This window comes from Kitasatospora sp. NEAU-69, assembly GCF_057158765.1.
The window spans coordinates 267,259-289,701 of the sequence record NZ_JBWXUE010000005.1; the positions used below are offsets into that span (position 1 = coordinate 267,259).

21 protein-coding genes are annotated in these 22,443 nt (G+C 72.3%); 13 read left to right on the plus strand and 8 right to left on the minus strand.

The window, feature by feature from the left end; translation table 11 throughout:
* The first annotated feature begins 81 nt into the window (after positions 1-81).
* Complete coding sequence (locus AC060L_RS08535; protein ID WP_483797965.1) at positions 82-1,632, plus strand: AfsR/SARP family transcriptional regulator; 1,551 nt, start codon at positions 82-84, stop codon at positions 1,630-1,632.
* A 27-nt stretch (positions 1,633-1,659) separates the two neighbouring features.
* On the opposite strand, the gene AC060L_RS08540 is transcribed toward AC060L_RS08535, so the two are convergent.
* The 6 genes from AC060L_RS08540 to AC060L_RS08565 form a co-directional block, all read right to left on the minus strand.
* Positions 1,660-2,190, minus strand: a complete 531-nt coding sequence (locus AC060L_RS08540; RefSeq protein WP_483797966.1) for a hypothetical protein — start codon at positions 2,188-2,190, stop codon at positions 1,660-1,662.
* A gap of 101 nt (positions 2,191-2,291) precedes the next feature.
* On the minus strand, positions 2,292-2,855 hold the full coding sequence (locus AC060L_RS08545; RefSeq protein ID WP_483797967.1) for a hypothetical protein: 564 nt from the start codon (positions 2,853-2,855) through the stop codon (positions 2,292-2,294).
* A 69-nt stretch (positions 2,856-2,924) separates the two neighbouring features.
* Positions 2,925-3,989 carry an AvrD family protein gene (locus AC060L_RS08550; RefSeq protein WP_483797968.1) on the minus strand — a complete coding sequence of 355 codons (1,065 nt, stop codon included), beginning with the start codon at positions 3,987-3,989 and terminating at the stop codon, positions 2,925-2,927.
* Positions 3,990-4,123: 134 nt separating this feature from the next.
* The gene (locus tag AC060L_RS08555) at positions 4,124-4,567 is read right to left on the minus strand and encodes a carboxymuconolactone decarboxylase family protein (RefSeq protein ID WP_483797969.1); all 444 of its coding nucleotides are present in this window, start codon (positions 4,565-4,567) and stop codon (positions 4,124-4,126) included.
* Between the two features lie 11 nt (positions 4,568-4,578).
* Positions 4,579-5,313 carry a dienelactone hydrolase family protein gene (locus AC060L_RS08560; RefSeq protein ID WP_483797970.1) on the minus strand — a complete coding sequence of 245 codons (735 nt, stop codon included), beginning with the start codon at positions 5,311-5,313 and terminating at the stop codon, positions 4,579-4,581.
* 30 nt (positions 5,314-5,343) lie between these two features.
* On the minus strand, positions 5,344-5,802 hold the full coding sequence (locus tag AC060L_RS08565) for a hotdog fold thioesterase (protein ID WP_483797971.1): 459 nt from the start codon (positions 5,800-5,802) through the stop codon (positions 5,344-5,346).
* Between the two features lie 327 nt (positions 5,803-6,129).
* On the opposite strand from AC060L_RS08565, the gene AC060L_RS08570 reads away from it, so the two are divergent.
* The 10 genes from AC060L_RS08570 (at position 6,130) to AC060L_RS08615 (ending at position 16,186) form a co-directional block, all read left to right on the plus strand.
* Positions 6,130-7,134 carry an AvrD family protein gene (locus tag AC060L_RS08570; RefSeq protein ID WP_483797972.1) on the plus strand — a complete coding sequence of 335 codons (1,005 nt, stop codon included), beginning with the start codon at positions 6,130-6,132 and terminating at the stop codon, positions 7,132-7,134.
* Positions 7,135-7,282: 148 nt separating this feature from the next.
* Positions 7,283-7,996: an AAA family ATPase gene (locus tag AC060L_RS08575; protein WP_483797973.1), complete on the plus strand. Its 714-nt coding sequence runs from the start codon at positions 7,283-7,285 to the stop codon at positions 7,994-7,996.
* An 86-nt stretch (positions 7,997-8,082) separates the two neighbouring features.
* A complete protein-coding gene (locus tag AC060L_RS08580; RefSeq protein ID WP_483797974.1) occupies positions 8,083-9,117 on the plus strand; it encodes a beta-ketoacyl-ACP synthase III in 1,035 nt (344 codons plus the stop codon).
* Positions 9,118-9,156: 39 nt separating this feature from the next.
* Positions 9,157-9,393 (plus strand): acyl carrier protein, encoded by a 237-nt coding sequence (locus AC060L_RS08585; protein ID WP_483797975.1) that lies wholly within the window; start codon positions 9,157-9,159, stop codon positions 9,391-9,393.
* A gap of 4 nt (positions 9,394-9,397) precedes the next feature.
* Entirely contained in the window at positions 9,398-10,120 is a 723-nt protein-coding gene (locus tag AC060L_RS08590; RefSeq protein ID WP_483797976.1) for an HAD family hydrolase, read from the plus strand.
* A complete protein-coding gene (locus AC060L_RS08595) occupies positions 10,117-11,070 on the plus strand; it encodes an NADP-dependent oxidoreductase (protein ID WP_483797977.1) in 954 nt (317 codons plus the stop codon). The genes AC060L_RS08590 and AC060L_RS08595 overlap by 4 nt, the downstream gene beginning before the upstream one ends.
* Positions 11,071-11,074: 4 nt before the next feature.
* A complete protein-coding gene (locus tag AC060L_RS08600; protein WP_483797978.1) occupies positions 11,075-12,286 on the plus strand; it encodes an MFS transporter in 1,212 nt (403 codons plus the stop codon).
* Between the two features lie 54 nt (positions 12,287-12,340).
* Positions 12,341-13,921 (plus strand): MFS transporter, encoded by a 1,581-nt coding sequence (locus AC060L_RS08605; protein WP_483797979.1) that lies wholly within the window; start codon positions 12,341-12,343, stop codon positions 13,919-13,921.
* Between the two features lie 81 nt (positions 13,922-14,002).
* Positions 14,003-15,709, plus strand: a complete 1,707-nt coding sequence (locus AC060L_RS08610; protein WP_483797980.1) for an FAD-dependent monooxygenase — start codon at positions 14,003-14,005, stop codon at positions 15,707-15,709.
* A gap of 66 nt (positions 15,710-15,775) precedes the next feature.
* Positions 15,776-16,186 carry a nuclear transport factor 2 family protein gene (locus AC060L_RS08615; protein ID WP_483797981.1) on the plus strand — a complete coding sequence of 137 codons (411 nt, stop codon included), beginning with the start codon at positions 15,776-15,778 and terminating at the stop codon, positions 16,184-16,186.
* 72 nt (positions 16,187-16,258) lie between these two features.
* Here AC060L_RS08615 and AC060L_RS08620 read toward each other — a convergent pair whose 3' ends face one another.
* Complete coding sequence (locus AC060L_RS08620; RefSeq protein ID WP_483797982.1) at positions 16,259-17,125, minus strand: helix-turn-helix transcriptional regulator; 867 nt, start codon at positions 17,123-17,125, stop codon at positions 16,259-16,261.
* A gap of 438 nt (positions 17,126-17,563) precedes the next feature.
* Between AC060L_RS08620 and AC060L_RS08625 the strand changes: the two genes are divergently transcribed.
* Positions 17,564-20,467, plus strand: a complete 2,904-nt coding sequence (locus tag AC060L_RS08625) for a helix-turn-helix transcriptional regulator (protein WP_483797983.1) — start codon at positions 17,564-17,566, stop codon at positions 20,465-20,467.
* A 12-nt stretch (positions 20,468-20,479) separates the two neighbouring features.
* Here AC060L_RS08625 and AC060L_RS08630 read toward each other — a convergent pair whose 3' ends face one another.
* Positions 20,480-21,445: an EamA family transporter gene (locus tag AC060L_RS08630; RefSeq protein ID WP_483797984.1), complete on the minus strand. Its 966-nt coding sequence runs from the start codon at positions 21,443-21,445 to the stop codon at positions 20,480-20,482.
* An 84-nt stretch (positions 21,446-21,529) separates the two neighbouring features.
* On the opposite strand from AC060L_RS08630, the gene AC060L_RS08635 reads away from it, so the two are divergent.
* Positions 21,530-22,435: a LysR family transcriptional regulator gene (locus AC060L_RS08635; RefSeq protein ID WP_483797985.1), complete on the plus strand. Its 906-nt coding sequence runs from the start codon at positions 21,530-21,532 to the stop codon at positions 22,433-22,435.
* The last annotated feature ends 8 nt before the right edge of the window (positions 22,436-22,443 follow it).

Consider the following 22,443-nt stretch of genomic DNA (forward strand, 5'->3'; position numbering starts at 1 on the left):
TCCCGAGGTTCAGGAAGGTATCAGTCTCACCAGCACCGATAATCAGGGGATTGTCGGCGAATAGGCAGGTGGGGGTGCGCGGTGCTGGAGTTCAGCCTGCTGGGGCCGTTGCGGGGCCGGTACGACCGGCTGCCGCTGGATCTCGGGCGACCCCAGCAACAGGCTGTCCTGGCGGCACTGTTGCTGAGCCCGCAGCAGGCCGTCTCCGACCGGCGGCTGATCGAGGCGGTCTGGGGTGAGGACGAGGAGCGCTGGCCCCGGAGCGCCACCGGCGTCCTGCGCACCCACGTCAGCAGGCTGCGCAGTGGGCTGGGCGAGGCGTCGGCGGCGGCTGCACAGGCCGTCACCTCGGTCACCGGCGGTTACCGCCTCGACTTGCCGAGGGAGTCGATCGACGCCCACCGCTTCGACGACGCGGTCGCCGCCGCCGCCGTCCTGCGGCACGACGACCCGTCAGCCGCCAGGGAGCGCCTGACCCAGGCGCTCGATCTGTGGGCGGGGCCGGCTCTGGACCGGATACCGGGCCCGCTCGCGGCGCGAGCCCGCGGTGAGCTCGCCGAGCGCCGGCTCGCCGCCGTCGAACTGCGGATGGAGCTCGACCTCGGGCTCGGCAACTGGGCGGAGGTCGCGGCGCAGGCCGACGCGCTGGTCGCGGAGCATCCGCTGCGCGAACGCTTCCACTACCTGCTGACGCTCGCTCACCACCAGGGCGGGCGGACGGCCGAGGCGCTCGCCTGTTTCGCACGGGTGAGCGACCTGCTGGCCGAGGAACTCGGCCTCAACCCCGGACCCCAGCTGATGGCACTCCACCGGGAGCTGCTCAGCGGACGGCCGGCGCAGCCGATCGGTCACCTGGGTGGGCACCTGGACGGGCGCCAGGACGGACGCCAGGACGGGCGGAGCCGGCTGCGGCCGCGTCAGCTCCCGCACGCGAACGGCGACTTCGTCGGGCGCGCGGACGCCCTCGCGGAACTGGAGCGCCGGCTGCGCACCCCCCAACGCCACGAGCCGCCGATCGTGGTGATCGACGGCTCGGCCGGTACCGGGAAGACGGCGCTCGCGGTCCAGCTCGGACACCAGGTGCAGGACGCCTACCCCGACGGCCAGCTGTTCGCGGACCTGAAAGCCGCGCAGGGGGCGGCGGGGGCTGATGTGGTGACCGTGCTGTCGGGCTTCCTGCGGGCGCTGGGCGCCGGCGTGGGACCGGCCACCGACCAGGACGCCCTGGCGGCGGAGTACCGCCGGGCCCTGGCCGGCCGGCGGGTCCTGGTTCTGCTCGACGACGTGCCGGGCCTGGAGGGCCTGGAGGGCCTGGCGCCGATCGCGGCACTGCTGCCGGACGTGCCGGGCTGCGCCGCGATCGTGACCGGCCGCCGGCTCACCGTGGCGGGCCGGCTCTCGCTCGGCCCGCTGGCCGACGGCGCGGCGCGGGAGCTGGTGGCACGGCTGATCGGGGCGCACCGCGCCGAGGCGGAGCCGGCCGCCGTCACGGCGCTGATCGCCGCCTGCGGCGGGCTCCCCTCAGCCCTGCGGGAGGCCGCGAGCCGCCTCGCCGCCCGCCCGCTCTGGCCGGTGGCGCACATGGTCGAGCGGCTGACCGCCCGGCCATGTGCGGCGCAGCGGGATTCGTGACGGCACGCCAGGTGACGTCAGGTGACGTCAGACCAGTGTCGCCACGATCGTGTGCGGGTCGATCTGGATCCCGTACGCGCCGATGCCGTTCTGTCCGACGCGACCGTTGGTGCCCCAGATGACCAGGTGGGGGTCGTTCTCGACGGTCAGGCACCAGAACTGCCCGGGCGGCTGCACGGTGTTGCTGGCCCAGCACACCCCGTTCCCGGCCGAGTAGACGACGAGGTTGCCGTCGCTCTGCATCACCGCCCGCGAGCCGCAGCCCACCGTGTTGGTGGACCACACCGCGCTGGCACTCGCCCACCCGTCAGTGGTGTGGTACGTGACCAGGTTGCCGTCGCTCTGCATGATCAGCTTGGTGTTGTTGTCGCTGCTGTAGAGCCACCAGCCCTGGTCGAGCTCTTGGCCGTTCGCGATGGTGTTCCTCGTCGACGGCACGTCGGTGGCCTGCGAGTTGCCGGCCGCGGCGACCACGCCGACGGCTGCCAGCGCCCCGGCCGTGATGAGCCCGACCGCCCGCCGCAGGCCCCGTCCGCTGTGCTCGACCTTGTTCCACATGTGTAGCTCGTCCTCCTGGTACCGCCTCGAAGCCGGTGGTTCCCGGCCGAGGGAGAACATAGCTACAGGTGATCAACAGACGATCAACGGGCCCGGGGACGTCAGGAGACGCCCGGCATGTTGGTGTTGGTGGCCCAGACCGGCACCCAGTTGTTGTCGCCGGGGGCGTGGCCCTTGTACAGGACGACATTGCCGTCCCGCTGGACCCGGAGCCAGACGTTCTCCCCGGCGTACTGCGGACCGGTGCCGCTGGCCCAGACCGGCTGGTCGCCGGCGTCGTACACGACGAAGTTCCCGTCGGCCTGCATCACCACGGCCCCGGCGCTGTGACCGTTGGTCTTGGTGGACCACACCGCCTCGACGATGTCGCCACCCACCTGACCGCCGCCGGGCGCCTCCCCGCCGCTGGCGGCCAGCTCGGCAAGGGCTGCGCCGATCGCGCCGTCCCCGTCACCCGCCTCCGGGGCGCCGTAGGACGTGATGCGGTACAGCACCAGGTTCCCGTCCTGCTGGTAGATCAGGGAGTGCAGGGTCTGCTTGTAGGCCATGCCCAGCGGGCCGGTGGGCTCCGTCAGCAGGTCGGAGTCGATGTGCTGGCCCGGGGCGATTCCCATCCCCGAGTTCATGTGGTCCCAACCGCTGGGCACGGGCGTGTAGTTGGCCATGTTCCCCTCCAGGTTCGGGCGGCCCGGTCCGGTCCGGCCGCCGTGGAACCAAGACTGCCGTCCGGTGATCTACGTCCGATCGAAGCGCGTTGAGCGGGGCTCGCCCGGCGGTGTCTGCCCGAGCAGCATGGCGGCGGGCAGCTCGTGGGCCAGTGAGAGGCTCGCGTTGATCCCCTGGCAGCGGCCGATCAGCCTGGTGGTCCGCCAGGTGCCGCCGTCCCAGGTCAGCAGCCGGCTTCGGCTGATCTCGGCGGAGGCCCGGAACGGGTTGGCCAGGGGCTGGTGGGGCGTCTTCGCCGTCAGGATGACCCGGCGGATGCGCAGCGTGCTGCCGTCGATCCGGGCGGCACCGTCCATCTGGTAGAGCAGGACCTGTCCGAGCTGCGCCTGCACGGCCAGACAGTCGATCAACGAGAGCGAGGGGTGGTAGGCGCCGCCGAGGTCCGTGTGCCGGGGGAACGCGTCGCCGTCGGGCCTGACCGACACCTGCGCCTCGATGCGGTTCTCGGGCAGCCAAACCGTCACGTCGGCGATGTGGTGGGAGCGGCGCCGGTAGCCGGTGGCGTGGAACCGCTGGCCGTCCGGGCCCAGGGCGTCCTGCGCGGAGGCGAAGTCGGCGGTGTCGGTGCGGATCGTGGTGAGCTCGTGGTCCACCGCGCACCAGGTCCTGATGGCGCCGAGCCGGCACTCGAAGGTGGACACGTAGCCGCCCAGGCTCTGCGGCGTCGGCCTGGTCTCGACCAGCGCGGCCTGCACCGGGAAGCCGCCGGGAGTGGCCGGCGGTTCGGCGGGAGCGCGGAACTCGTAGCGGCGCAGCCACATCCGGCCGCGCTGCGCGGGGCCGAGGCCGTAGCTGTGCAGCAGGTGTGCCTCGCAGAGCTGTGCCGTGAGGGCCAGGGCGTCGAGGCAGTCGATGGACGGGGCGAACGGCATGCCGGAGGTCTGGCGGTTCCACTCGCCGGCGTGGTTCAGCTCGGCGAGCCCGCCGGCGCCGCGGCGGCCGCCGCCCAGGGTGCCGACGGTCAGCGGGGAGATGGCGTGCTGCACGCCCTTGAAACCGAGGCCGAAGAACCGTCGGTCGGCCGGCCCGAGGAAGTCGTCTATGCAGGAGAACTGCACAGGTGTCCCGATCATGGTCTGCTCACCACCTGGGAGGGAGGGAAGTGGGAGGAGGGGAGCGAAGGGGAAGGGAGGTCAGGGGAGTGGGAGGACGGCAGCTGGTGCGGGTGCGCGCTGCAGGGGGGCGGGCGCACCCGCACCGGGACGGACTACGCAGGCGAAGGCGCCCCGGCGGCGTCCGATTCGCCGGAGTCCGCGGCCTGGACCGGCAGCAGGCCGCGCTCGCCGAGCACCTGCTTGGCGATCCGCATGCTGTTGTACGTCCGGGGGAAGCCGACGAAGGCGAGGCAGTGCAGGATGGTCTCGACGATCTCCTGCGCGGTCGCTCCCACGTTCAGTGCCAGATTCATGTGGAAGGTGAGCTGCGGCTCGCAGTCACCCAGGGCGTTCAGCGAGGCGATGGTCAGCAGTTGGCGCTGCTTCAGGTCGAGACCCGGCCGTGAGTACAGGTCGCCGAAGGCGAACTCCGCCACGTAGCGGCTCAGATCCGGTGCGACCTCGGCCAGGGAGTTGAAGATCGTCTCGCCGCTGTCGCCGAGCGCGGCGAGGTTGGCCACCCCGCGGGCGAAGCGCTCACTCGGGTACTGGGTCATCGGGAAGCCGATCAGGCCGCGTGGTGGGCGGTGAACTCCTGGATGCGCGTCCAGGCGTCGGCGCAGGCGTCCTTCCACTCGCCAAAGCCGCGGTCGAAGAAGGAGTGCGGGGCGCCCTCGTAGACCTTCATCTCGTAGGTCTTGCCCGTGTCGCCCAGCTTCGCCGCGAAGGCTTCGAAGTCCTCCTGCGGGGTGGCGACGTCGTCGCCCGCGATCAGCAGCAGCAGCGGAGCGGAGATGCCGTCGATGACGTCCTCGACCAGGCCCGGTGCGCCGTAGAAACCGATGGCGCCGGCCAGCCCCACGTCGCCGGCGGCCAGCCGCCAGGACTGGCTGCCGCCGAAGCAGAAGCCGACCGAGAAGACCGGGCCGGGGCTGACCTCGGCGAGGTGGTCGGCCGCCGCCTTGACGTCCAGCGCGATCTCGGCCGGCTGGAGCTTCGGGAAGTGCTCCGACCACGGGAAGTCGTCGCCCCGGTCGCCCAGACCGGCGGTCCGCCCGTAGTAGTCGATCGCCACGGCGGCGAAACCCGCCTCGGCGAAGCGCTCGGCCAGCGCCTGGTAGTAGGGGTGGACGCCCCGGACGTCCGGGATGATCACCACGCTGCGTCCGTTCGGCTCGGCCGGAAGCGCGCGGTAGGCGTTGAAGACGGTGCCGTCCGAGGCGGTCAGCTCGATCGGGCCGTGCTCCGCGACCTCACCCGGGTTCTCGACGCCGGGCGGCCTGCTGTCTGTGGGGTGGCACATCGCTGGTACCTCTTCTCAGTTGTCTACTGGTCAGTTGTCTACTGGCTGGACGTCAAAAGTGCTGCGCCGGCCGGACTTTCCGCCGATGGCGCAGGTCAGTCGGCTCGTGCAGGTGCGGCGGCCGCCGGCGTCGGTGATGACGATCTCGTAGCTGGCGCTGGTCCGGGCCTCGTGCAGCGGGCGGCAGACGCCCGTCACCGTGCCCGCGGAGACCCACCGGTGGTGCGTGCAGGAGAGGTCGAGGCCGACCGCGGTACGCCCGGGGCCCGCGTACAGCAGTGCCGCGAGCGAGCCGAGCGTCTCGGACAGCACCGCGTTGGCACCGCCGTGCAGGATCCCGATCGGCTGGCGGTTGCCCTCGACCGGCATCGTGCCGACGACCAGTCCGGGCTCGTACCGGACGATCTCGATGCCCAGCTTGGCCACCAGCTGCTCGTGCCGGTAGGCGGGGACGACGGGTACCGGGCCGAGCCGGGTGACCGTACTCATCGCGGCTCCCAGGAAGCGTCTTGGATGCGACATGGAAACGGAGTCCGGAATTCTGCCGATCGGCCCGGTATCCGTTTGGGACACCCTGACATTAGCTCAGATGTACATGCTCAAATAGGCGTCGAGCTGGTGCCGCTGATGGTGGTGGTGGCAGTAACAGCATAGCCAGACGCAGGCAGCCGGGTGATCGGCCGTGCTAGCTTCGGTCTGGGCCGGCGAACAGGTCCGGGAATGCTGTTCAGAGCCGAACGGATCGCCCATCGTGTGCCCAGGATTTCGCCTGGATAATCGGCGGACCCGTGCGGAACGGGTGACTGGAGATTCCCTGTGAATTCAACCACTACGGTGCACATCGCTTCGATCGACGACTATCTCGGAGCAGCCGCTCAGCGCTTCTTCGGGGCCGGCTACCGGCGCGTCGAGTACACCTGTCGGAACGTCTCGGTGGAGTCCTCCGACAGCGGCACGGCAGCCCTGCGGACGCGGCTCGGCGTGGTGTACCCGGCCGACTGGTCGCGGAAGAAGGACGACGTCGAGCTCCGACCGCACCTCAGCACGGTGGACGCCCTCATCATCGCGGTCCAGGCCGGCGATCTGCTGCTGACCCACACCTTCGGGCTGGAGCCGGATCAGCGCCGCTCCATGCGGGTGCGGCAGGTGCGGATCAAGGCTGCGGGCACGCCGCTGGAGGAGCTCGACGACCTGCCGGTGCAGGCCGACCTGCTGGGCACCGAGGCCTCGGGGCGCGCCTCCACGGTCGAGGTGACCATCGGCGCCATGCGGGTGCGCTGCGAGATCGAGCACCCGGCCGCCGTGCCGCGCGGCACCGCGGCGCAGTACGCGGACCCCGATGCGCTGCTCGGCCCCGCGGCCTCCCGTTACTACGGAACCGCTTTCGTCCACCGGGCGCAGACCATCGAGGAGATCGTGCTCGACCCGGCCCGGAGCCTGGCGCGGGGGTCGGTCCGCTTCCCCGAAGAGGCCGGCCCGCGCCCGGTCGGCACGCTTCCGGTGGACGGGGGCATCGAGGGCGGCTACCAGCCGTTCCTCGGACCGGTCGAGAGCTTCGTCACGAGCCTGCAGCTCGGCCAGGTCCTGCTCTACGAGCTGGACGGACTGCGCCGTGGGCAGAGCAACACGCTGTGGATGCGCCGCACCACCCTCACGGCCGCGGCCGCCGCCGAACCCCTGCGGGCCGGCATGCCGATCACGGTGCAGCTGGCCGACAGCGCGCTGCTGGACCGCCCGGACGGCACCTGGCGCACCGCCGACATCATCGGCGAGGTCGGCGGCACGCAGATGCGCTGCAGCATCGCGCACCGGCTGCCCTGACGCCTCGCCGGATCCGTTTTCCGTTTGCCCCGCACCTGTCCCTTTTTCGGGGGATTTCCCGATCCCGGCGCGCCGTGTCGGCCGTCGCCATTGCCGGGCCGTCCCTTTCCTGCCGACATTCGAGCGGAACGACATCTGAGGTGTTGTCATGAGACTCGCGATATCCGGTACCTATTCCTCCGGGAAGACCTTCACCACCTATGCGCTCGCGCACTACGTGGGAATTCAGCGCACCCGTGCCCGCACCATGCGCGAACTGCTGCCCGAGGCGGTTCCCGGGAAGACGCTGGAGCAGTGCACCGCTGCCGAGCTGGTCCAGCTGATCGTCCGCCGGCACGTCGACCGGGTCCTGCACGAGTCCCGGGCGGGCGAGACCTTCGTCTCCGACGGCACGTCACTGCAGGAGTGGATCTACGGCTCGGTGCGGGTGATCGTCGGCATCAACCCGAACGACTCGATCCACCTGAGCGAGCTGGAGAGCGTTGAGCGCACGGCCGACATCCGGGTCTTCGAGCAGGTCATGGAGCAGCTCGGGGTGGCCTACAAGCAGCACGTGCGGGCCACCTACGACGCCTTCGTCCACCTGCCGAACGAGCTGGCGCTGGCCAAGGACGGCCACCGTCCGGTCAACGAGCACTTCCGCTCGCTGGCCGACAAGCGACTGCTGGAGGTCGCTTCGGAGTTGGAGATCCCGGTCCACGTGGTCGGCGGCACGATACCCGAGCGGCTGGACCGGATCGTGGAGATCTTCGGCCTGACCCCGGTGACCACCGTCGAGAGGGCGATCCAGCTGGCCGGGGACGAGTACCAGGCGATCGACATGACGATCGAGAGCGACCGCGCCTCGGTCATCGTGCGCTGAGCCGGCTCGTCTCACCGGGGGATTCCATGAACCGTACGTCAGTGAACGGCACGTCAGTGAGCCGTACGTCAGCGGACCGTACGTCAGTGAGCCGTACGTCAGTTCTGGCCGGGACGGGCTCGGCGGTGCCGAAACAGATCGTGACCAACCACCGGCTCTGTGAGCGGATGGACACCTCGGACGAGTGGATCCGCAGCCGCACCGGCATCGCCCAGCGCCACGTGGTCGACTGCGGGGAGGCGACCAGCGACCTGGCGATCGAGGCCGGCCGCCGCGCGCTCGAGTCCGCCGGCGTCGATCAGGTGGACGTCGTGGTCGTCGGCACCGCGACGCCCGACTACCAGTGCCCGGCCACCGGGCCGATCGTCGCGGCGGGGCTCGGCCTCGGCACCATCCCGGCCTTCGACGTCGGCGCGGTGTGCTCGGGCTTCCTCTACGCCCTGGCGACCGGCGCCGGGCTGATCGCCGGCGGGCTCGCCGAGCGGGTCCTGGTGATCGGGGCCGAGGCGTTCACCACGATCATCAACCCGGTGGACCGTGCCACCGCGCCGCTGTTCGGCGACGGCGCCGGCGCGGTGGTGCTGCGCGGCGGTGCCCCGGAGGAGCCGGGCGCCCTGCTGGGCCTCCAACTCGGCAGCGACGGCCTGCTCGCCGACCTGATCACGGTGCGGGCCGGCGGCTCGCGGCAGCGCTCCCAGGGCAACGAGGCGCTGCCGGAGGACTACTACTTCGCCATGCGCGGCCAGGAGGTGTTCCAGCACGCGGTCCGGCGGATGGAGGAGTCCTCGCGCGGGGTGCTCGCCCAGGTCGGCTGGAGCGTGGCGGAGGTCGACTGGCTGGTCGGCCACCAGGCCAACCTGCGGATCCTGCACGCCGTCAGCGACCAGCTGCGGCTGCCGAGGCAGCGCGCGTTCACCAACCTGGAGCGGTACGGCAACACGTCGGCCGCCTCCATCCCGCTGGCGCTGGACGAGGCCTCGGCCACCGGCCGCTTCAGGCCGGGTGAGCGGATCGTGCTGACCGCGTTCGGCGCCGGTGTCACCTGGGGAGCGGCCGCGCTGACCTGGCCGGACCTGCGGCCGAGCGGAGGGAACGCCGCCGGCGCGAACACGCCCGGCTGACCATCGGAAATTTCCTGCGAACGAAAGAGGGGAACGACCATGCCGGTCACCACCCATCCCCGCCTCCTCGAGTTCATCGCGGACAAGGCGGAGATCAGCACGGCCGAACTGCGGCTCGACGAGACCCTGGAGGCCATCAACCTGGACTCCCTGAGCCTGATCGAGATCTCGCTGTTCGTCGAGCGGGAGTACGGGATACACGTCGAGGAGGGCGACCTGAGACTCGATCAGGAGCTGGCCGAGTGGCTCAGCTACCTGGACGAGCGGGTCGTCTGATCCGATGCCCCGTCACGCGGCCTTCTTCGACGTCGACGGGACGCTGCTGCGCGGCGTCAGCCTGTTCCGCTTCCTGGCCTACGACCTGCTGGTGAGCGGAGCCGCCGAGGGCGCCTACGACGCGGCGATGGCGGAGAACCGCCGGCTGAAGGCCGCCGGAGTCCCCCACGAGCAGGTCAACCGCGCGTTCTTCCGGCAGTTCGGCGGCCGTGCGGTCGCCGAACTGGCCGAGCGGGGCGAGCACTGGTGGCAGGAGGAGGAGCGGCGCGGCGAGTTGCCGGATCCGGACGTGCTGGCCGTGGCGGCCAGGCACCGGGCGGCGGGCGATCCGGTGGTGCTGGTCTCCGGGTCGTTCCCGCCGTGCCTCGACCCGATCGCCCGCCGGGTGGGTGCCGCAGCCGTGCTCTGCACCCGCCCGGCGGTCAGCGGCGGCCGCTACACCGGCGAGGTGGCGCGTCCGATGATCGGCGCCGCGAAGGTGCGCGCGATCGAGGAGTTCGCGGCCCTGCACGGCATCGATCTGGCGGGCAGCCACGCCTACGGGGACCACGTCTCGGACGTGCCGATGCTGGCCGCCGTCGGGCACCCGGTCGTGGTCGGGGACGACCCCGGGCTGCGCCGGGAGGCGGCGGCCCGCGGCTGGGCCGTACCAGGGCCAGGGCAGCGAAGTGCAGGGCAGTGCCTGAACAGCCTCAACGAAACGGTAGGGGAGAGGTTCGAACCATGACAGAGACGATGAAGGCGATCCAGACCGTCGGTATCGGCGGCCCGGAGACGCTACGACTGCGGGACGTGCCCCGCCCGGTGCCGCTGCCCACCGAGGTGCTGGTCAAGGTGCACGCCGCGGGCGTGAACCCGGTCGACTGGAAGATCCGCAGCGGCGTGTTCCCGCCCGGAGCGCTCGGCACCCCGCCGTTCATCCAGGGGTGGGACGTGGCAGGAGTCGTGGAGACCGGGCCCAGGGTGACCCGGTTCCAGCCCGGCGACGAGGTCTTCGGGCTGATCTGGTTCCCCCGCCCGGGTGGTGGCTACGGCGAGTACATCACGGCGCCGGCCCGGCAGTTGGCCCGCAAGCCGGCGGCGCTGAGCTTCGCCGAGGCCGCCGCGCTGCCGCTGGCCGGACTCACCGCCTGGCAGACCATGGTCGAGGTGGCCCGCCTGACGGCCGGTCAGCGCGTGCTGATCAGCGCCGCGGCCGGCGGGGTCGGCCACCTGGCCGCCCAGATCGCCAGGAACCTCGGCGCGGTGGTGACCGGGACGGCGACGGCGGCCAAGCACGAGTTCCTGCGCTCGGTCGGGGTGGACGACCCGGTGGACTACACCGTGGCGCCGGTCCACGAGCAGGTGCGGGACCAGGACGTGGTCCTGGACGTGCTCGGCGGCGACCACAGCTTCGACCTGCTGCGCACCCTGCGGCCCGGCGGGCTGCTGATCCTGACGATCGGTCAGGTGAGCCCGGAGCTCGCCACCCGGGCGGCGAGCCTGGGCGTGCGGGTCAGCTCCTTCCTGGTCGAGCCCGACCGCCTGGGCCTGGAGGCGCTCGCCGCGATGGCCGACCAGGGCAGCCTGCGGGTGCGGATCGCCGAGGTCTTCCAGCTGGCGGAGGCGGCCAAGGCCCATGAGCTCGGCGAGTCCAACCGGACCACCGGCAAGATCGTGCTCGCCGTCCGGGACTGACCGGATGCTCCCCGGCAGCGGCCTCTCCAAGGCCATGACCACGCTCTTCGCGGTCGCGGGCGGCCTGGGCGTGGCCAACATCTACTACGCGCAGCCGCTGCTCACCGTGATCGCCGCCACCTTCCACACGAGCAGCGGCACCGCCTCCCTGGTGGTCACCGCCACCACCCTGGGATACACCATCGGGCTCGCCCTGCTGGTGCCGTTGGGCGACCTGGTCAACCGGCGCCGGCTGGTGGTCGGTCTGCTGTCGGCGGTGGCGGTGGCGGACGCCGCCGCGGCCACGGCGCCCACGATCGGCGCGCTGATCGTGCTCTGCGGGCTGATGTCCGTGACCGCGGTGGTCGCTCCGCTGTTGGTCTCCTTCGCGGCGACCCTGGCGGAGCCGGAGCAGCGCGGCCGGGTCACCGGCAAGGTGATGAGCGGGGTCCTCGGCGGCGTGCTGCTGGCGAGGACCGGCGCCGGTCTGGTCGCCCAGTGGGCCGGCGGCTGGCGTGCCGTCTTCGTCGCGGCGGCGGTGCTGATGGTGCTGCTCGCGACGGTGCTGTGGCGGACGCTGCCCGACGTGCCGGCGGGTCCGCGGATCCGCTACCCGGCGCTGCTGGCCTCGGTCGCCTCGGTGGTGCGTGAGGAGCCGGTGCTGCGGGTGCGCTGCGCGTACGGCTTCCTGTCGTTCGCCTCCTTCAGCACCTTCTGGGCCTCGGTCGCCTTCCTGCTGGCGCGGCCGCCGTACTCGTACGGGGAGGGCCTGATCGGGGTCTTCGGCCTGCTCGGTGCGGCCGGGGCGCTGGCGGCGCGGGTCACCGGGCCGCTGGTGGACCGGGGCCGGGACCGGCTGGTCGGCACCGTCCTGCTCGGCGCGGTGCTGCTCGGCTGGGGCCTGCTCGCCCTGAACGGCGGGCGCTGGCCGGGTCCGCTGATCGCGGGCGTCCTGCTGCTGGACTTCGGCGTCCAGGGTGCCCAGGTGACCAACCTCGGTGTGCTGTTCCGGCTCCGCCCGGAGGCACGCAGCCGGATCACCATGGCCTACATGGCCACCTACTTCCTGGGCGGCGTGGCCGGATCGGCGATCTCCGGTGCGGTCTACGCGTCGGCCGGCTGGAGCGGCGTCTGCGCGGCGGGCGCCGGACTCTCAACGCTCGCCCTGCTCCTCTGGGGCGCCGAGTCGAGCGCCCTGCGGCGGCGTGACGCTGCCGACAGCCGACCAGTCGCCTAGGCCCTGTCCCGCACAGACCGACCTTCCGCTGACGAGCCGATGAAAGGCACTCCCGTGTCGATAGCGTCCCTCGATGGCGCGCGCCCGCGTGTCCATCCCACGATCACCCTGATAGCGGTCTGCGTCTCCTGCGGTCTGCTGCCCGCCTCGCTCACCGGCACCTCGGTTGCCCTGCCGTCGATCGGCAGCCACCTGGGCGCCGGCCTCGTGAGCCTCCAATGGGTCGTCAACGCGTACAACCTGACCTTCGCCAGCGTGATGCTGGCGGCCGGCTCGATCGCCGACCTGGTCGGGCGCCGCCGGATGTTCGGCCTGGGCCTGAGCGTCTTCACGCTCTGCACCCTCGGTGGCGCGCTGGTCTCGGACATCGTGCTGCTCGACCTGCTGCGTGCCCTCGCCGGGGTGGGCGCGGCGATGGTGCTCACCGCGGCCTCGGCGCTGCTGGCGCAGACCTTCGAAGGTCCGGCCCGGATGCGGGCGTTCGGCTTCCTCGGGTCCTCCTTCGGTCTGGGACTGGCCCTCGGCCCCTCGGTGGCGGGCTTGCTGGTCCAGGCGGGCGGCTGGCGGACGGTCTTCCTGTGCCACGCGGCCGTCTCCGCGGTGGTGCTGCTCAGCCTGCCGTTCCTGCGCGAGTCCCGTGACCTGGAGGCGACCGGGGTGGACTGGCCGGGTGCGCTGACCTTCAGCGGCAGCCTCTTCGCCGCCACCCTGGCCCTGGTCGAGGGGCCGCAACTGGGTTGGGGGCACCCGGTGGTGCTGGTGCTGCTGCTCCTGGCGGCCCTGCTGCTGGCGGGCTTCGTGGTCGCCGAACGGCGGCAGAGCCGGCCGATGTTCGAGCTGTCGCTGTTCCGGCGGCCGCAGTTCGTCGCCGTTTCGCTGATGCCGGTGCTGCTGGCCTTCGGATTCGTCTGTCTGCTGGTGATGCTGCCCTCCTTCTTCATCGGCATCAACGGGATGAGTTCACGGCAGGCCGGTCTGACCATGCTGCTGCTGAGCGGTCCGGTGCTGCTGCTGCCGGTGGCGGCGGGCGTGCTCTCCAAGGCCGTCCCGGCCCGGGTGCTGCTCGGTGGCAGCCTGCTGCTGGTCGCGATCGGCGCGGCCTGGCTGACCGGCATCGACCGCAGCTCGACCACCGGTGACCTGGCAGGTCCGCTGCTGGTGATCGGAACGGGCGTCGGGATCTCCTTCGGCCTGCTGGACGGCGCGGCGGTCAGCACGGTGGAGGCCAACCGGGCGGGCATGGCGGCCGGCATGTTCAACACCATGCGGCTGACCGGTGAGACGGTGGCGATCGCCGCCATGAGCGCCGTCCTGGTCAGCCTCACCCAGAGCCGGCTGACCGGCGGGCTCGGCCGGTTCGGCGGCCCGTACGCGCACGGTGCCGGCGCGCTGGCGAACAAGGCGGTCCAGGGTGAACTGAACTCGGCCGCCGACTCGGTGGCCGTGAGCGACCACGGCGCGTTCGTCCGGTTCGTCTCCGGCTCCTACACCTCCGCCTTCCACACCGTGCTGTGGATCCTCGCGGCCGTCTGCCTGCTGGGGGCGCCCGCGATCGTCTGGATGCTCCGTGAGCGCAAGGCGTCCGCCGCCGGGCACGAGCGCCGGCTCCAGACGGAAGCCGTCACGACCGGCTGACCGGCCCTAAGCGTCAGCTGTGCCGCACATCGCAAGTGACAAGCCAAGCCAAGGTTTCGAGTTGCCAGGAGGAATGACGTCATGACAGACACACGACCGGTCCTGGTGGTGGGCGCCGGGCCCGTCGGCCTGACCGCAGCGACCGAGTTGGTCCGCCGGGGAGTCCCGGTGCGGCTCATCGACCAGGTGAGCGGGCCCAGCCCGCTGACCAAGGCACTGATGGTGTGGCCGCGCACCCTGGAGGTCCTGCGCCGCCTGGGCGGCGGAGCGCACATCGAGACGTACGGGCTGCCCGTCGACTCGTTCCGGTACTACTCCGACGCCCGTCAGATCTGCCGGCTCTCCTTCGACCAGGAGACCCAGCCCGCCGTGATCACGCAGCCGGACGTCGAGAGCCTGTTGCGCATCGCGCTGGAGGAGGCCGGCGGCCGCATCGAGTGGGAGACCACCCTGGTCGGGCTGGACCAGGACGAGAACGGGGTCACGGCCACCCTGCGGACCCCGGCCGGGGAGCAGGTGAGCGCCGAGTTCTCCTACGTGATCGGCGCGGACGGCGCGAGCAGCACCGTGCGCGGGCTGATCGGCCTGGAGTTCGAGGGCTCGACCTACCCCAACCTGTTCATCCTCGCGGACAGTTCGGTCGACGGCGAGCTGCAGCGCGATGCCGTCCACTACTTCCAGTCCGCGCGCGGCATCCTGGTGATGGTCCCGCTGTACAACGGCCGGTTCCGGGTCTTCACCGCGGGCCCGCCGGACATGCGCCCGGAGGACCTCACCGACCAGGTGCTGCAGGAGTACGTGGACAACCGCGGCCCGGGTGGGCTGACCCTGTACGACGTGGACTGGAAGACCACCTTCAAGATCCACGCCCGGCACACCGACCGGTTCCAGGTCGGCCGGGTGTTCGTGGCGGGCGATGCCGCGCACATCCACAGCCCGGCGGGCGGCCAGGGCCTGAACACCGGTGTCACCGACGCGCACAACCTGGCCTGGAAGGTGGCGCTGGTACTCCAGGGCCACGCGCCCGCGGCACTGTTCGACAGCTACGGCGCCGAGCGGTCGGCCGTGACCGCGGCCGTCGTGAAGCAGGCCGAGGTGCAGACCAAGGCGTGGCTGCTCAAGGAGCCCTGGCAGGTGGCACTGCGGGACGCGGCGGCCGGCCTCGCCGAGCGGCTCGGGCTCTTCGACCGGTTCTACACGCCTTGGCTCGCCGGACTGACCAACGGCTACCCGGCCGGGATCGCGGTCGGCGAGCCGCAGGCGGCCACATCGCCGGCCTCGCCGGCCTCGCCGCAGGAGGGCCCGGCTCCGCTGCTGGATCTGCTGCCGCTGGACAGCCTGCCGTCGCTCGCTCCCACGGAGCTGCGCAACGGTCACCTGCTGCCCAACCTGCCGGTGCAGGTCAGCGGCACCCGTGGGGTGTCGCCGCTGCGCGAGGAGCTCTCCGCCGCGCAGTACACCCTGCTGGTCACGCTCTCCGCCGGGGACGACACCGCGCGGGTGGCGACCGAGACGGCGCTGAAGGAACTGCGCGGGCTGTACGGCGACCTGGTCACGGTGCGGACGATCACCGAGCGGGGAGTGCTCGTGGACGGGCTGCCGTCCGCTGCCCCGCTCGGCGCCGTCGGCGCCGCCCTGTCCTGGCGGCCGCGGGAGTTCGGCGCGGTGCTGGTCCGGCCGGACCACTACATCGCGGAGCAGGACGGCACGCCGGAGCTGGAGCGGATCCTGGCGCATCTGCGCGGGGTGCTGCTGCCGGCCGCCGCACCGGCGGACGCCGCGGCCTGACTGCTCCCCGGGCACCCCGACACGACGAATCCACGACGAACGTACGACGAAGGGAAGGCATTTCCGATGACGACGACCACCGAGCGCGGCACCGCCGAGACGATCCAGGAGTTCTTCGGCCGGTTCGGCGCCGGCGACCGGCCGGGCATGCTGGCGCTGTTCGCGCCGACCGTTGACTTCCTGGTCGCCGGCTCCGAGACGGTCCCGTGGACCGGACACCGGACCACCCCGGACGAGGTGGACGAGTTCCTGCGCAGCGCGCTGGAGGACGTCGCCACCAAGGAGTTCGACGTCGAGAAGATCATCGTGGACGGCCCGGACGCCGTGGTGCTCGGCTCGTTCGCGCATGAGGTCCGCAGCACCGGCAAGCTCTTCGCCAGCGTCTTCGCGCTGCGGATCACGGTCGAGGGCGGGCTGATCCGGCGCTACCACATGTTCGAGAACAGCCACGGCGCCGCGCTGGCCTTCGCGGCCTGACGCGCCTCGAACCAGACCTTGAACCGACGTGGGCCCGACCGGAGCCGGTCGGGCGCACCCCGGGTTCGGCCGTCAGCCCCCCGAGCCGTCCGACGGCGACGGCCGCCCGGGGAACAGCCCGTGCAGGCTCTCCCGGGTCGCCTGGCTGGTCGGCGTGTGCAGGATGAGCTGCACGTTGTCATTGGCGGCGAGGTTCCAGGTGTGCACGTTGAACGACAGCTCGCCGGCCTTCTCGTGCCGGATCACCTTGACCCGGTGCTGGTTCACGTCCAGCACGTCGTGGCTCTCCCACAGCTCGGTGAACTCCGGGCTGTGCTCGCACAGATGAGTGGTCAGGCGCTCCAGGCGCGGGTCACCGAAGTAGCGTGCCATGGTGGCCCTGAAGTGGGAGACCGTCAGCGCCGACAGGTACTCCGGATCCCGGTAACGCTCCCGGCAGGACCGGTCGGTGAAGAAGGTCGTCAGCACGTTGCCGCCGGCGGAGAAGCCGAGCACCTCCGGCACCACGTCGTTGGCGGCCAGGATGTTGAAGAACGGGTCCACCGCGAGCGCGGGCTGCGGGAACCACTGGTCCACGATCTGGTCCAGGTGGCTCCTCTCCTCCACCTCCGGCGCGGTCCGGGGCCGGCTCGGACTGCTCGGCAGGCTCACGCCGGCGAGGCGGAAGAGGTACTCCTCCTCCGCCTGACTGAGCCGCAGCCCCCGGCTGATCGCCTGCACCACCTCGGTCGAGACGTTGATGTCACGACCCTGCTCCAGCCAGGTGTACCAGGAGGTCCCCACGCCGGCCAGCACGGCCACCTCCTCGCGGCGCAGACCGGGCGTGCGGCGTCTGCGCGAAGTGCCGAGGCCGAGTTCCTCGGGGGACAGCTTGGCCCGCCTGCTCCGCAGGAACCGGCTCAGCTCTTGCAGCCTGTGCTGTCTGGCAGCATCAGGCATGGCATGTACCATCCACTTCTCCCGGTATGGTGCAGTTCGTCGTCACGGCAATGACGAGTGGTTTGCGATCCGGGGCCGTCGGTCCGGCCCGGCGTACTACCGTTGCCAACCAGCTTGGCAGGGGAGTCCGACACTCCGTAGGCGGATTCCCGTCTTTCGATCGCTTCGTATCCGACGGACGACGCCCGGTCGGCGAGATGAATCGCCTTTCACCACAGCACATGTGAGGGAATGTCACTTTCTGCCCGCTTCTCTGACGGTTCATCAGATCGCGCCCCGGAGTCGCCCGGCCCGCCGTCCGTCTCTTCCGACCCTGGCACGCGGGATCCCCACGGAACATCCGTAGGATTACCGAACCTACGCGCGTTGAGTGAGGCAGAACTGCCCCACCGCGCGCGTCGGTTCGGGGTGGCTCGAGTCTGAAGGAAGTGATGGCCGATGGCCGTGTCTCCCTTGGTCGGTCGAGAGGCGGAGCTCACGAGGCTGCACTGCGCCATGGCACGCCTGCGCACCGGGGAGTCCATGGTGCTGGAGGTGGTCGGCGACCCCGGGATGGGCAAGACCAGGCTGCTCGCCGAGCTGGGCGAGCTGGGCGCCGAGGACGGTGCCCTGGTCCTGTCCGGCCGCTCGACGGAGTTCGAACAGGACGTGCCGTACCGGATCTTCATCGACGCCTTCGACGATCCGCGGGTGGCACCCCTGGGGAGCCTGCCGCCCGAGATCGCGCAGCGACCCGGCGCCTGCCCGCCCGCCGGGAGCAGCCGGCTGGGGTTGTTCCAGCAGGTGCGCGCCGCGCTGTCCCGACTGGCCGGTGGCAGCGGGCTCGTCATGCTGCTCGACGATCTGCACTGGGCGGACCAGAGCTCGATCGAGCTCCTGGACTACCTGATCCGCCACCCGTCCGAGCACCCCGTCCTGCTGGCCACGGCCTACCGGTCCCGGCAGGCATCCTCCCGGCTGCTGGCGACGCTGGCCGCGGGGGAGCTCGCCGGCGTCGTCGAACGGATCGAACCCGCGCCGCTCACGCTGGCCGCTGCCCGGCTGCTGGCGCACGCCGCCGACGCGCAGTCACCGCTGCGGATCGAGCGGTTGCACGCGCAGAGCGGCGGCAACCCGCTCTACCTCGAAGCCCTCGTCAACGGCGGCCTCGACGGCGGCCTCGAGGACCAGTGGCCCGAGAATCCGGCCGGGGCCGTCGGCGCGCGCGAGGACGGCCTGCCGATCCGGCTGGCGGGCCTGCTGATCGCCGAGTTGGCGGCACTCGGCACCGAGGAGCTGCTGGCGGCGCGCTCGGCGGCGGTGCTGGGCGACGCGTTCGGCCCCAGCGACGTGGCGGTCGTCGCCGGGCTGTCGCCGGAGCAGGCCTCGGCCGCCTTCGCCGCGCTGGTCCGCCGGGACCTCGTGCGGCCGGTGCCAGGCCTGCCGCGGTTCTCCTTCCGCCACCCGGTGCTGCGCCGGCTGGTGTACGACCAGTCGGACCCGGTCTGGCGGCTCGCCGCACACCGCAGGGCCGCCGACGAACTCGCCCGGCTCGGCGCCTCGGCCGCGAAACGCGCGCACCACATCGCGCGGGCCGCGGACGGCAGCGGAGCCGACGACCTGGCCACCCTGGTGACGGCCGCGCGGGACTCGCTCGGGACCGCACCGGCGTCCGCGGTCCACTGGCTGCGGGTCGCCCAGTGGCTGACGCCCGATCACGACACCGCCGCCCGCACCGAGATCGACCTCCTGCTGGCACGGGCCCTCGGCCTCTCCGGCCGGATGGCGCAGAGCCGCGACCTGCTGCAGGACCTGCTCGGCAGGCTGCCGCACGATGCCACCACCGACCGGCTCAACGCCGCGGTCTTCTGCACGGTCATGGAGCGCAAGCTCGGCCGCTACACCGACGCCACCGCGCTGGCCCGCCTCGTCCTCGCGGATCTGCCCGAGCCGGACAGCTCTCCGGTCGAGACCGTCAAGCTGCACATCGAACTCGGCTTCCTCTCCCTGCACCGGGGCGACGTCGGCGCGGCCCACGCCGAGGCGGCCGAGGCCTTGCGCATCGCCGAACTGCACCGGGACCACGCGGCGGCGGCCGGTGCCCGGTCGCTGCGCGCGTTCGTGGCGGGCTCGGTCGGCGGCCCGACGGCCGGCGCCGCCATCGCCGAGGCGGCGCTGGCGGTGGACGCGCTGCCGGACAGCACGCTCAGCGCCGAGCCGGGCGCGCTCTCCCGGCTCGGCTGGGCCGAGTTCTTCGTCGAGAGCTTCGCCGAAGCCGAGCGGCACCTGTCGCGCGGCCTCGTGCTCGCCCGCCGGGCCGGACTGCACTTCTTCACCCTCGACATCCTCACGGCGCTCTGCCTCGTCCACACCTGGACCGGGCGGCTGGCCAGTGCCCGGCTGGTCAGCGAGGAGGCCGAGGAGCTGGCCCGGCAGGTGAACGGGCCCGTGCTCACCGGCCTGGCGCAGGTGATCCGGGCCGAGCCGCTGCTCTGGGCCTGTGCTCCGGCGGACGCCGGCCGGGCCGTCCGGCTGGCCGAGTCGGGTGTCGCCGTGGTGGCCGGGGCCGGCGGCGAGTTGGAGGCCACCATCAACTGCCTGCACGCACAGGTCGCGCTGCAGGCGGGCGATCCGGGCCCGGCGGTGCTGGCGTTGCCGGAGCAGGGCCGCACCGGTCGTGGCCCGCGCGCCCGTCCGGTACCGGCGGCGGCAGGCATGCAGCCCACCATGACCCCGATGTGGTCGGAGACACTGACGCTCGCCGCGCTGAGCCGGCAGGACACGGCCACCGCCGAGGCGACCGCGCGCTCGGCCGTGGCGTTCGCCGATCGCATCGCGCTGCGCGGCCAACGCGGGTTCGCACTAAGGGCGTTGGCCCAGGTCCAGGCCGCGAGGGGTGACGCCGTGGGGGCCTACGCCACGGCTCTGGCCGCCACCGAGTGCTTCCACGCACGGGGCATGCGCCTGCAGGAGGGCCGGGCCTGGCTGCTCGCCGCGACGCTGGCCGTAGCCGGCGGCCACGTGCCGGACGCGCGCCACCACCTCGCCCGGGCCCACACCCTGGCCCTCGCCTGTGAGTCGCCCCGGCTGGCCGACGCCGTGGTCCGCGAACAGCGCCGGCTGGCCGCCCGGTCCCGCCGGGCCGATCCGGGGAAGAGCAGCCTCACCGCGCGCGAACGGCAGGTCGTCGAGCTGGCGCGGACCGGCCTCACCAGCAGGCAGATCGCCGAACGGCTGTTCCTGAGCACCCGCACGGTCGACTCCCACCTGGCCCGGATCTACCGCAAGCTCGGGGTCAGCACCCGCACCGAACTCGCCCACGCGCTTGTCGCGGGCCCGCCCACCCCCGCACCGCCTGGCTGACGAGGGCCGCGCTCAGGCGCAGAGCGCCGGCTCCCGGACCTCGCGGCCAGGGACGGCCGCCGCCTCCGTGCCCGTCTCTGCCTTCGCCTCCCGGCCGCCGGTCCGGGTGGCGCCGGCGCCCGCGATCACCACGAGGACGACGCCGGCCGCCGGTGCCGGGCCGGGCACCTGGCCGAGCACCAGGATGCCCATCACCAGCGCGATCGCCGGCTCCAGGCTCATCAGGGTGCCGAACGCGCCCGCGGTGAGACGGCGCAGCGCGAGGAACTCGAGGGTGTACGGCAGCACCGTGCTCAGCGCGGCCAGCCCCAGCATGACGAGGACCAGCGGCCAGGTCACCCGGCCGAGTTCGGCCGGCGTGGCGACCAGGCCGGCGACCACGGCGGCGACCACGCCCGCCACCGGGAGCGAGACGGCCAGCCCGTTCAGTCCGGTGACCCGGTCGCCGACGCGCTGGGTCAGCAGGATGTACCCCGCCCAGCAGGCCGCCGCGCCGAGCGCGAAGCCGAGGCCGGCCGGGTTGATCCCGCCGCGCCAGGGCTCGGTGAGCAGGACGACGCCGACGGCGGCCGCCGCCGCCCAGTGCTTGCGCCCGCCACCGGGGCGCAGCAGGGAGACCGCGAGCGGCCCGAGGAACTCCAGCGCGCTCGCGGTGCCCAGCGGCAGGCGCGCGGCGGAGAGCATGAAGAGCAGCACCATGCCGGCGGTCACCAGGCCCAGCAGGGTGCAGGCCAGCAGGTCCCGGCCGGTGAAGTCACGCGGGCGCGGGCGTATCAGGACCAGGACCAGCAGGCCGGCCCAGGCCAGTCGCAGCCCGGCCGTGCCCACGGCGCCGAGCTGGGCGAAGAGCGGCACCGACAGGGCCAGCCCGAGCTGGACCGACGACATCGCCGCCATGGCCATCAGGGCTCCGCCCTGGGCGGAGCGCAGGCGCGGGCGGGTGACGAGGGGACGGGCGACGGCTTCCAGCGGGCTCATGCGCATCAGTAGATGACGCACGCACCGTTGCCGTCCACGTGCCGATCATGGACAATCCGTTCGGGAAAGATGAACAATGGCCGGATGGACACACGACGGCTGCAGATCCTGGCGGAGTTGTCCCGGCTGGGCTCGATGCGCGCGGTCGCGGATGTGCTCGGTATCACCACCTCGACGGTCTCGCAGCAGATCGCCGCCCTCGCCCGTGAGATGGACGCCGCGCTGATCGAGCCCGCCGGGCGGCTGGTCCGGCTGACGCCCGCGGGCCGCAGGCTGGCCGAGCACGCGGTGACGATCCTCGCCGCGGTCGAGAAGGCACACCGCGACCTCGGCCCGGGCGCCGAGCCCAACGGCACCCTGCGGGTGGCCGGCTTCGCCACCGCGATCCGCGGATACCTGCTGCCCATCGTGGTCGGGCTCGCCGCGACCAGTCCGCAGGTCCGCGTCCTCATCCGCGAACACGAGCCCGCCGAGTCGCTGGAGCTGCTGGCCGCCGACGAGGTGGACCTCGCGCTCACCTACGACTACGGCCTGGCCCCGGCCGCCGACGATCCCACGGTCAGTGCGACCCCGCTGTGGACCACCAGGTGGGGCCTCGGCGTACCGGCCGACGCCGAGCCGGCCGACGCCGAGCCGGGCGAAGGGACGACGCTGGACGTCTTCGCCCGCTTCCGCACGCACGACTGGATCGTCAACTCCCGCAACACCGCGGACGAGGTGGTCATCCGCACGCTCGCCTCGATGGCGGGCTTCCGGCCCCGGGTCACCCACCAGGCCGACAGCCTCGACCTGGTGCAGGAGATGATCGCGGCGGGCCTGGGCGTGGCGCTGCTGCCGACCGGCTTCCCGATCCTGCCCGGCGTGCGGTTCGTCCCGCTGGCCGCCCCCGACGTCGAACTGCGCGCCTACGCGGTGGCCCGGCACGGCCGCCTCGACTGGCCCCCGCTCGCCCTGGTGACCGACCTGCTCAACGCCGCCGCGAGCCGCTGACGCGTTCC

Bases quoted from the DNA above. Each gene is read 5' to 3' on its own strand.
- AC060L_RS08540 (WP_483797966.1), bottom strand. From the start codon at position 2,190: ATGTGGAACAAGGTCGAGCACAGCGGACGGGGCCTGCGGCGGGCGGTC.
- AC060L_RS08545 (WP_483797967.1), bottom strand. From the start codon at position 2,855: ATGGCCAACTACACGCCCGTGCCCAGCGGTTGGGACCACATGAACTCG.
- AC060L_RS08550 (WP_483797968.1), bottom strand. From the start codon at position 3,989: ATGATCGGGACACCTGTGCAGTTCTCCTGCATAGACGACTTCCTCGGG.
- AC060L_RS08555 (WP_483797969.1), bottom strand. From the start codon at position 4,567: ATGACCCAGTACCCGAGTGAGCGCTTCGCCCGCGGGGTGGCCAACCTC.
- AC060L_RS08560 (WP_483797970.1), bottom strand. From the start codon at position 5,313: ATGTGCCACCCCACAGACAGCAGGCCGCCCGGCGTCGAGAACCCGGGT.
- AC060L_RS08565 (WP_483797971.1), bottom strand. From the start codon at position 5,802: ATGAGTACGGTCACCCGGCTCGGCCCGGTACCCGTCGTCCCCGCCTAC.
- AC060L_RS08575 (WP_483797973.1), top strand. From the start codon at position 7,283: ATGAGACTCGCGATATCCGGTACCTATTCCTCCGGGAAGACCTTCACC.
- AC060L_RS08585 (WP_483797975.1), top strand. From the start codon at position 9,157: ATGCCGGTCACCACCCATCCCCGCCTCCTCGAGTTCATCGCGGACAAG.
- AC060L_RS08590 (WP_483797976.1), top strand. From the start codon at position 9,398: ATGCCCCGTCACGCGGCCTTCTTCGACGTCGACGGGACGCTGCTGCGC.
- AC060L_RS08595 (WP_483797977.1), top strand. From the start codon at position 10,117: ATGACAGAGACGATGAAGGCGATCCAGACCGTCGGTATCGGCGGCCCG.
- AC060L_RS08600 (WP_483797978.1), top strand. From the start codon at position 11,075: ATGCTCCCCGGCAGCGGCCTCTCCAAGGCCATGACCACGCTCTTCGCG.
- AC060L_RS08610 (WP_483797980.1), top strand. From the start codon at position 14,003: ATGACAGACACACGACCGGTCCTGGTGGTGGGCGCCGGGCCCGTCGGC.
- AC060L_RS08615 (WP_483797981.1), top strand. From the start codon at position 15,776: ATGACGACGACCACCGAGCGCGGCACCGCCGAGACGATCCAGGAGTTC.
- AC060L_RS08620 (WP_483797982.1), bottom strand. From the start codon at position 17,125: ATGCCTGATGCTGCCAGACAGCACAGGCTGCAAGAGCTGAGCCGGTTC.
- AC060L_RS08625 (WP_483797983.1), top strand. From the start codon at position 17,564: ATGGCCGTGTCTCCCTTGGTCGGTCGAGAGGCGGAGCTCACGAGGCTG.
- AC060L_RS08630 (WP_483797984.1), bottom strand. From the start codon at position 21,445: ATGAGCCCGCTGGAAGCCGTCGCCCGTCCCCTCGTCACCCGCCCGCGC.
- AC060L_RS08635 (WP_483797985.1), top strand. From the start codon at position 21,530: ATGGACACACGACGGCTGCAGATCCTGGCGGAGTTGTCCCGGCTGGGC.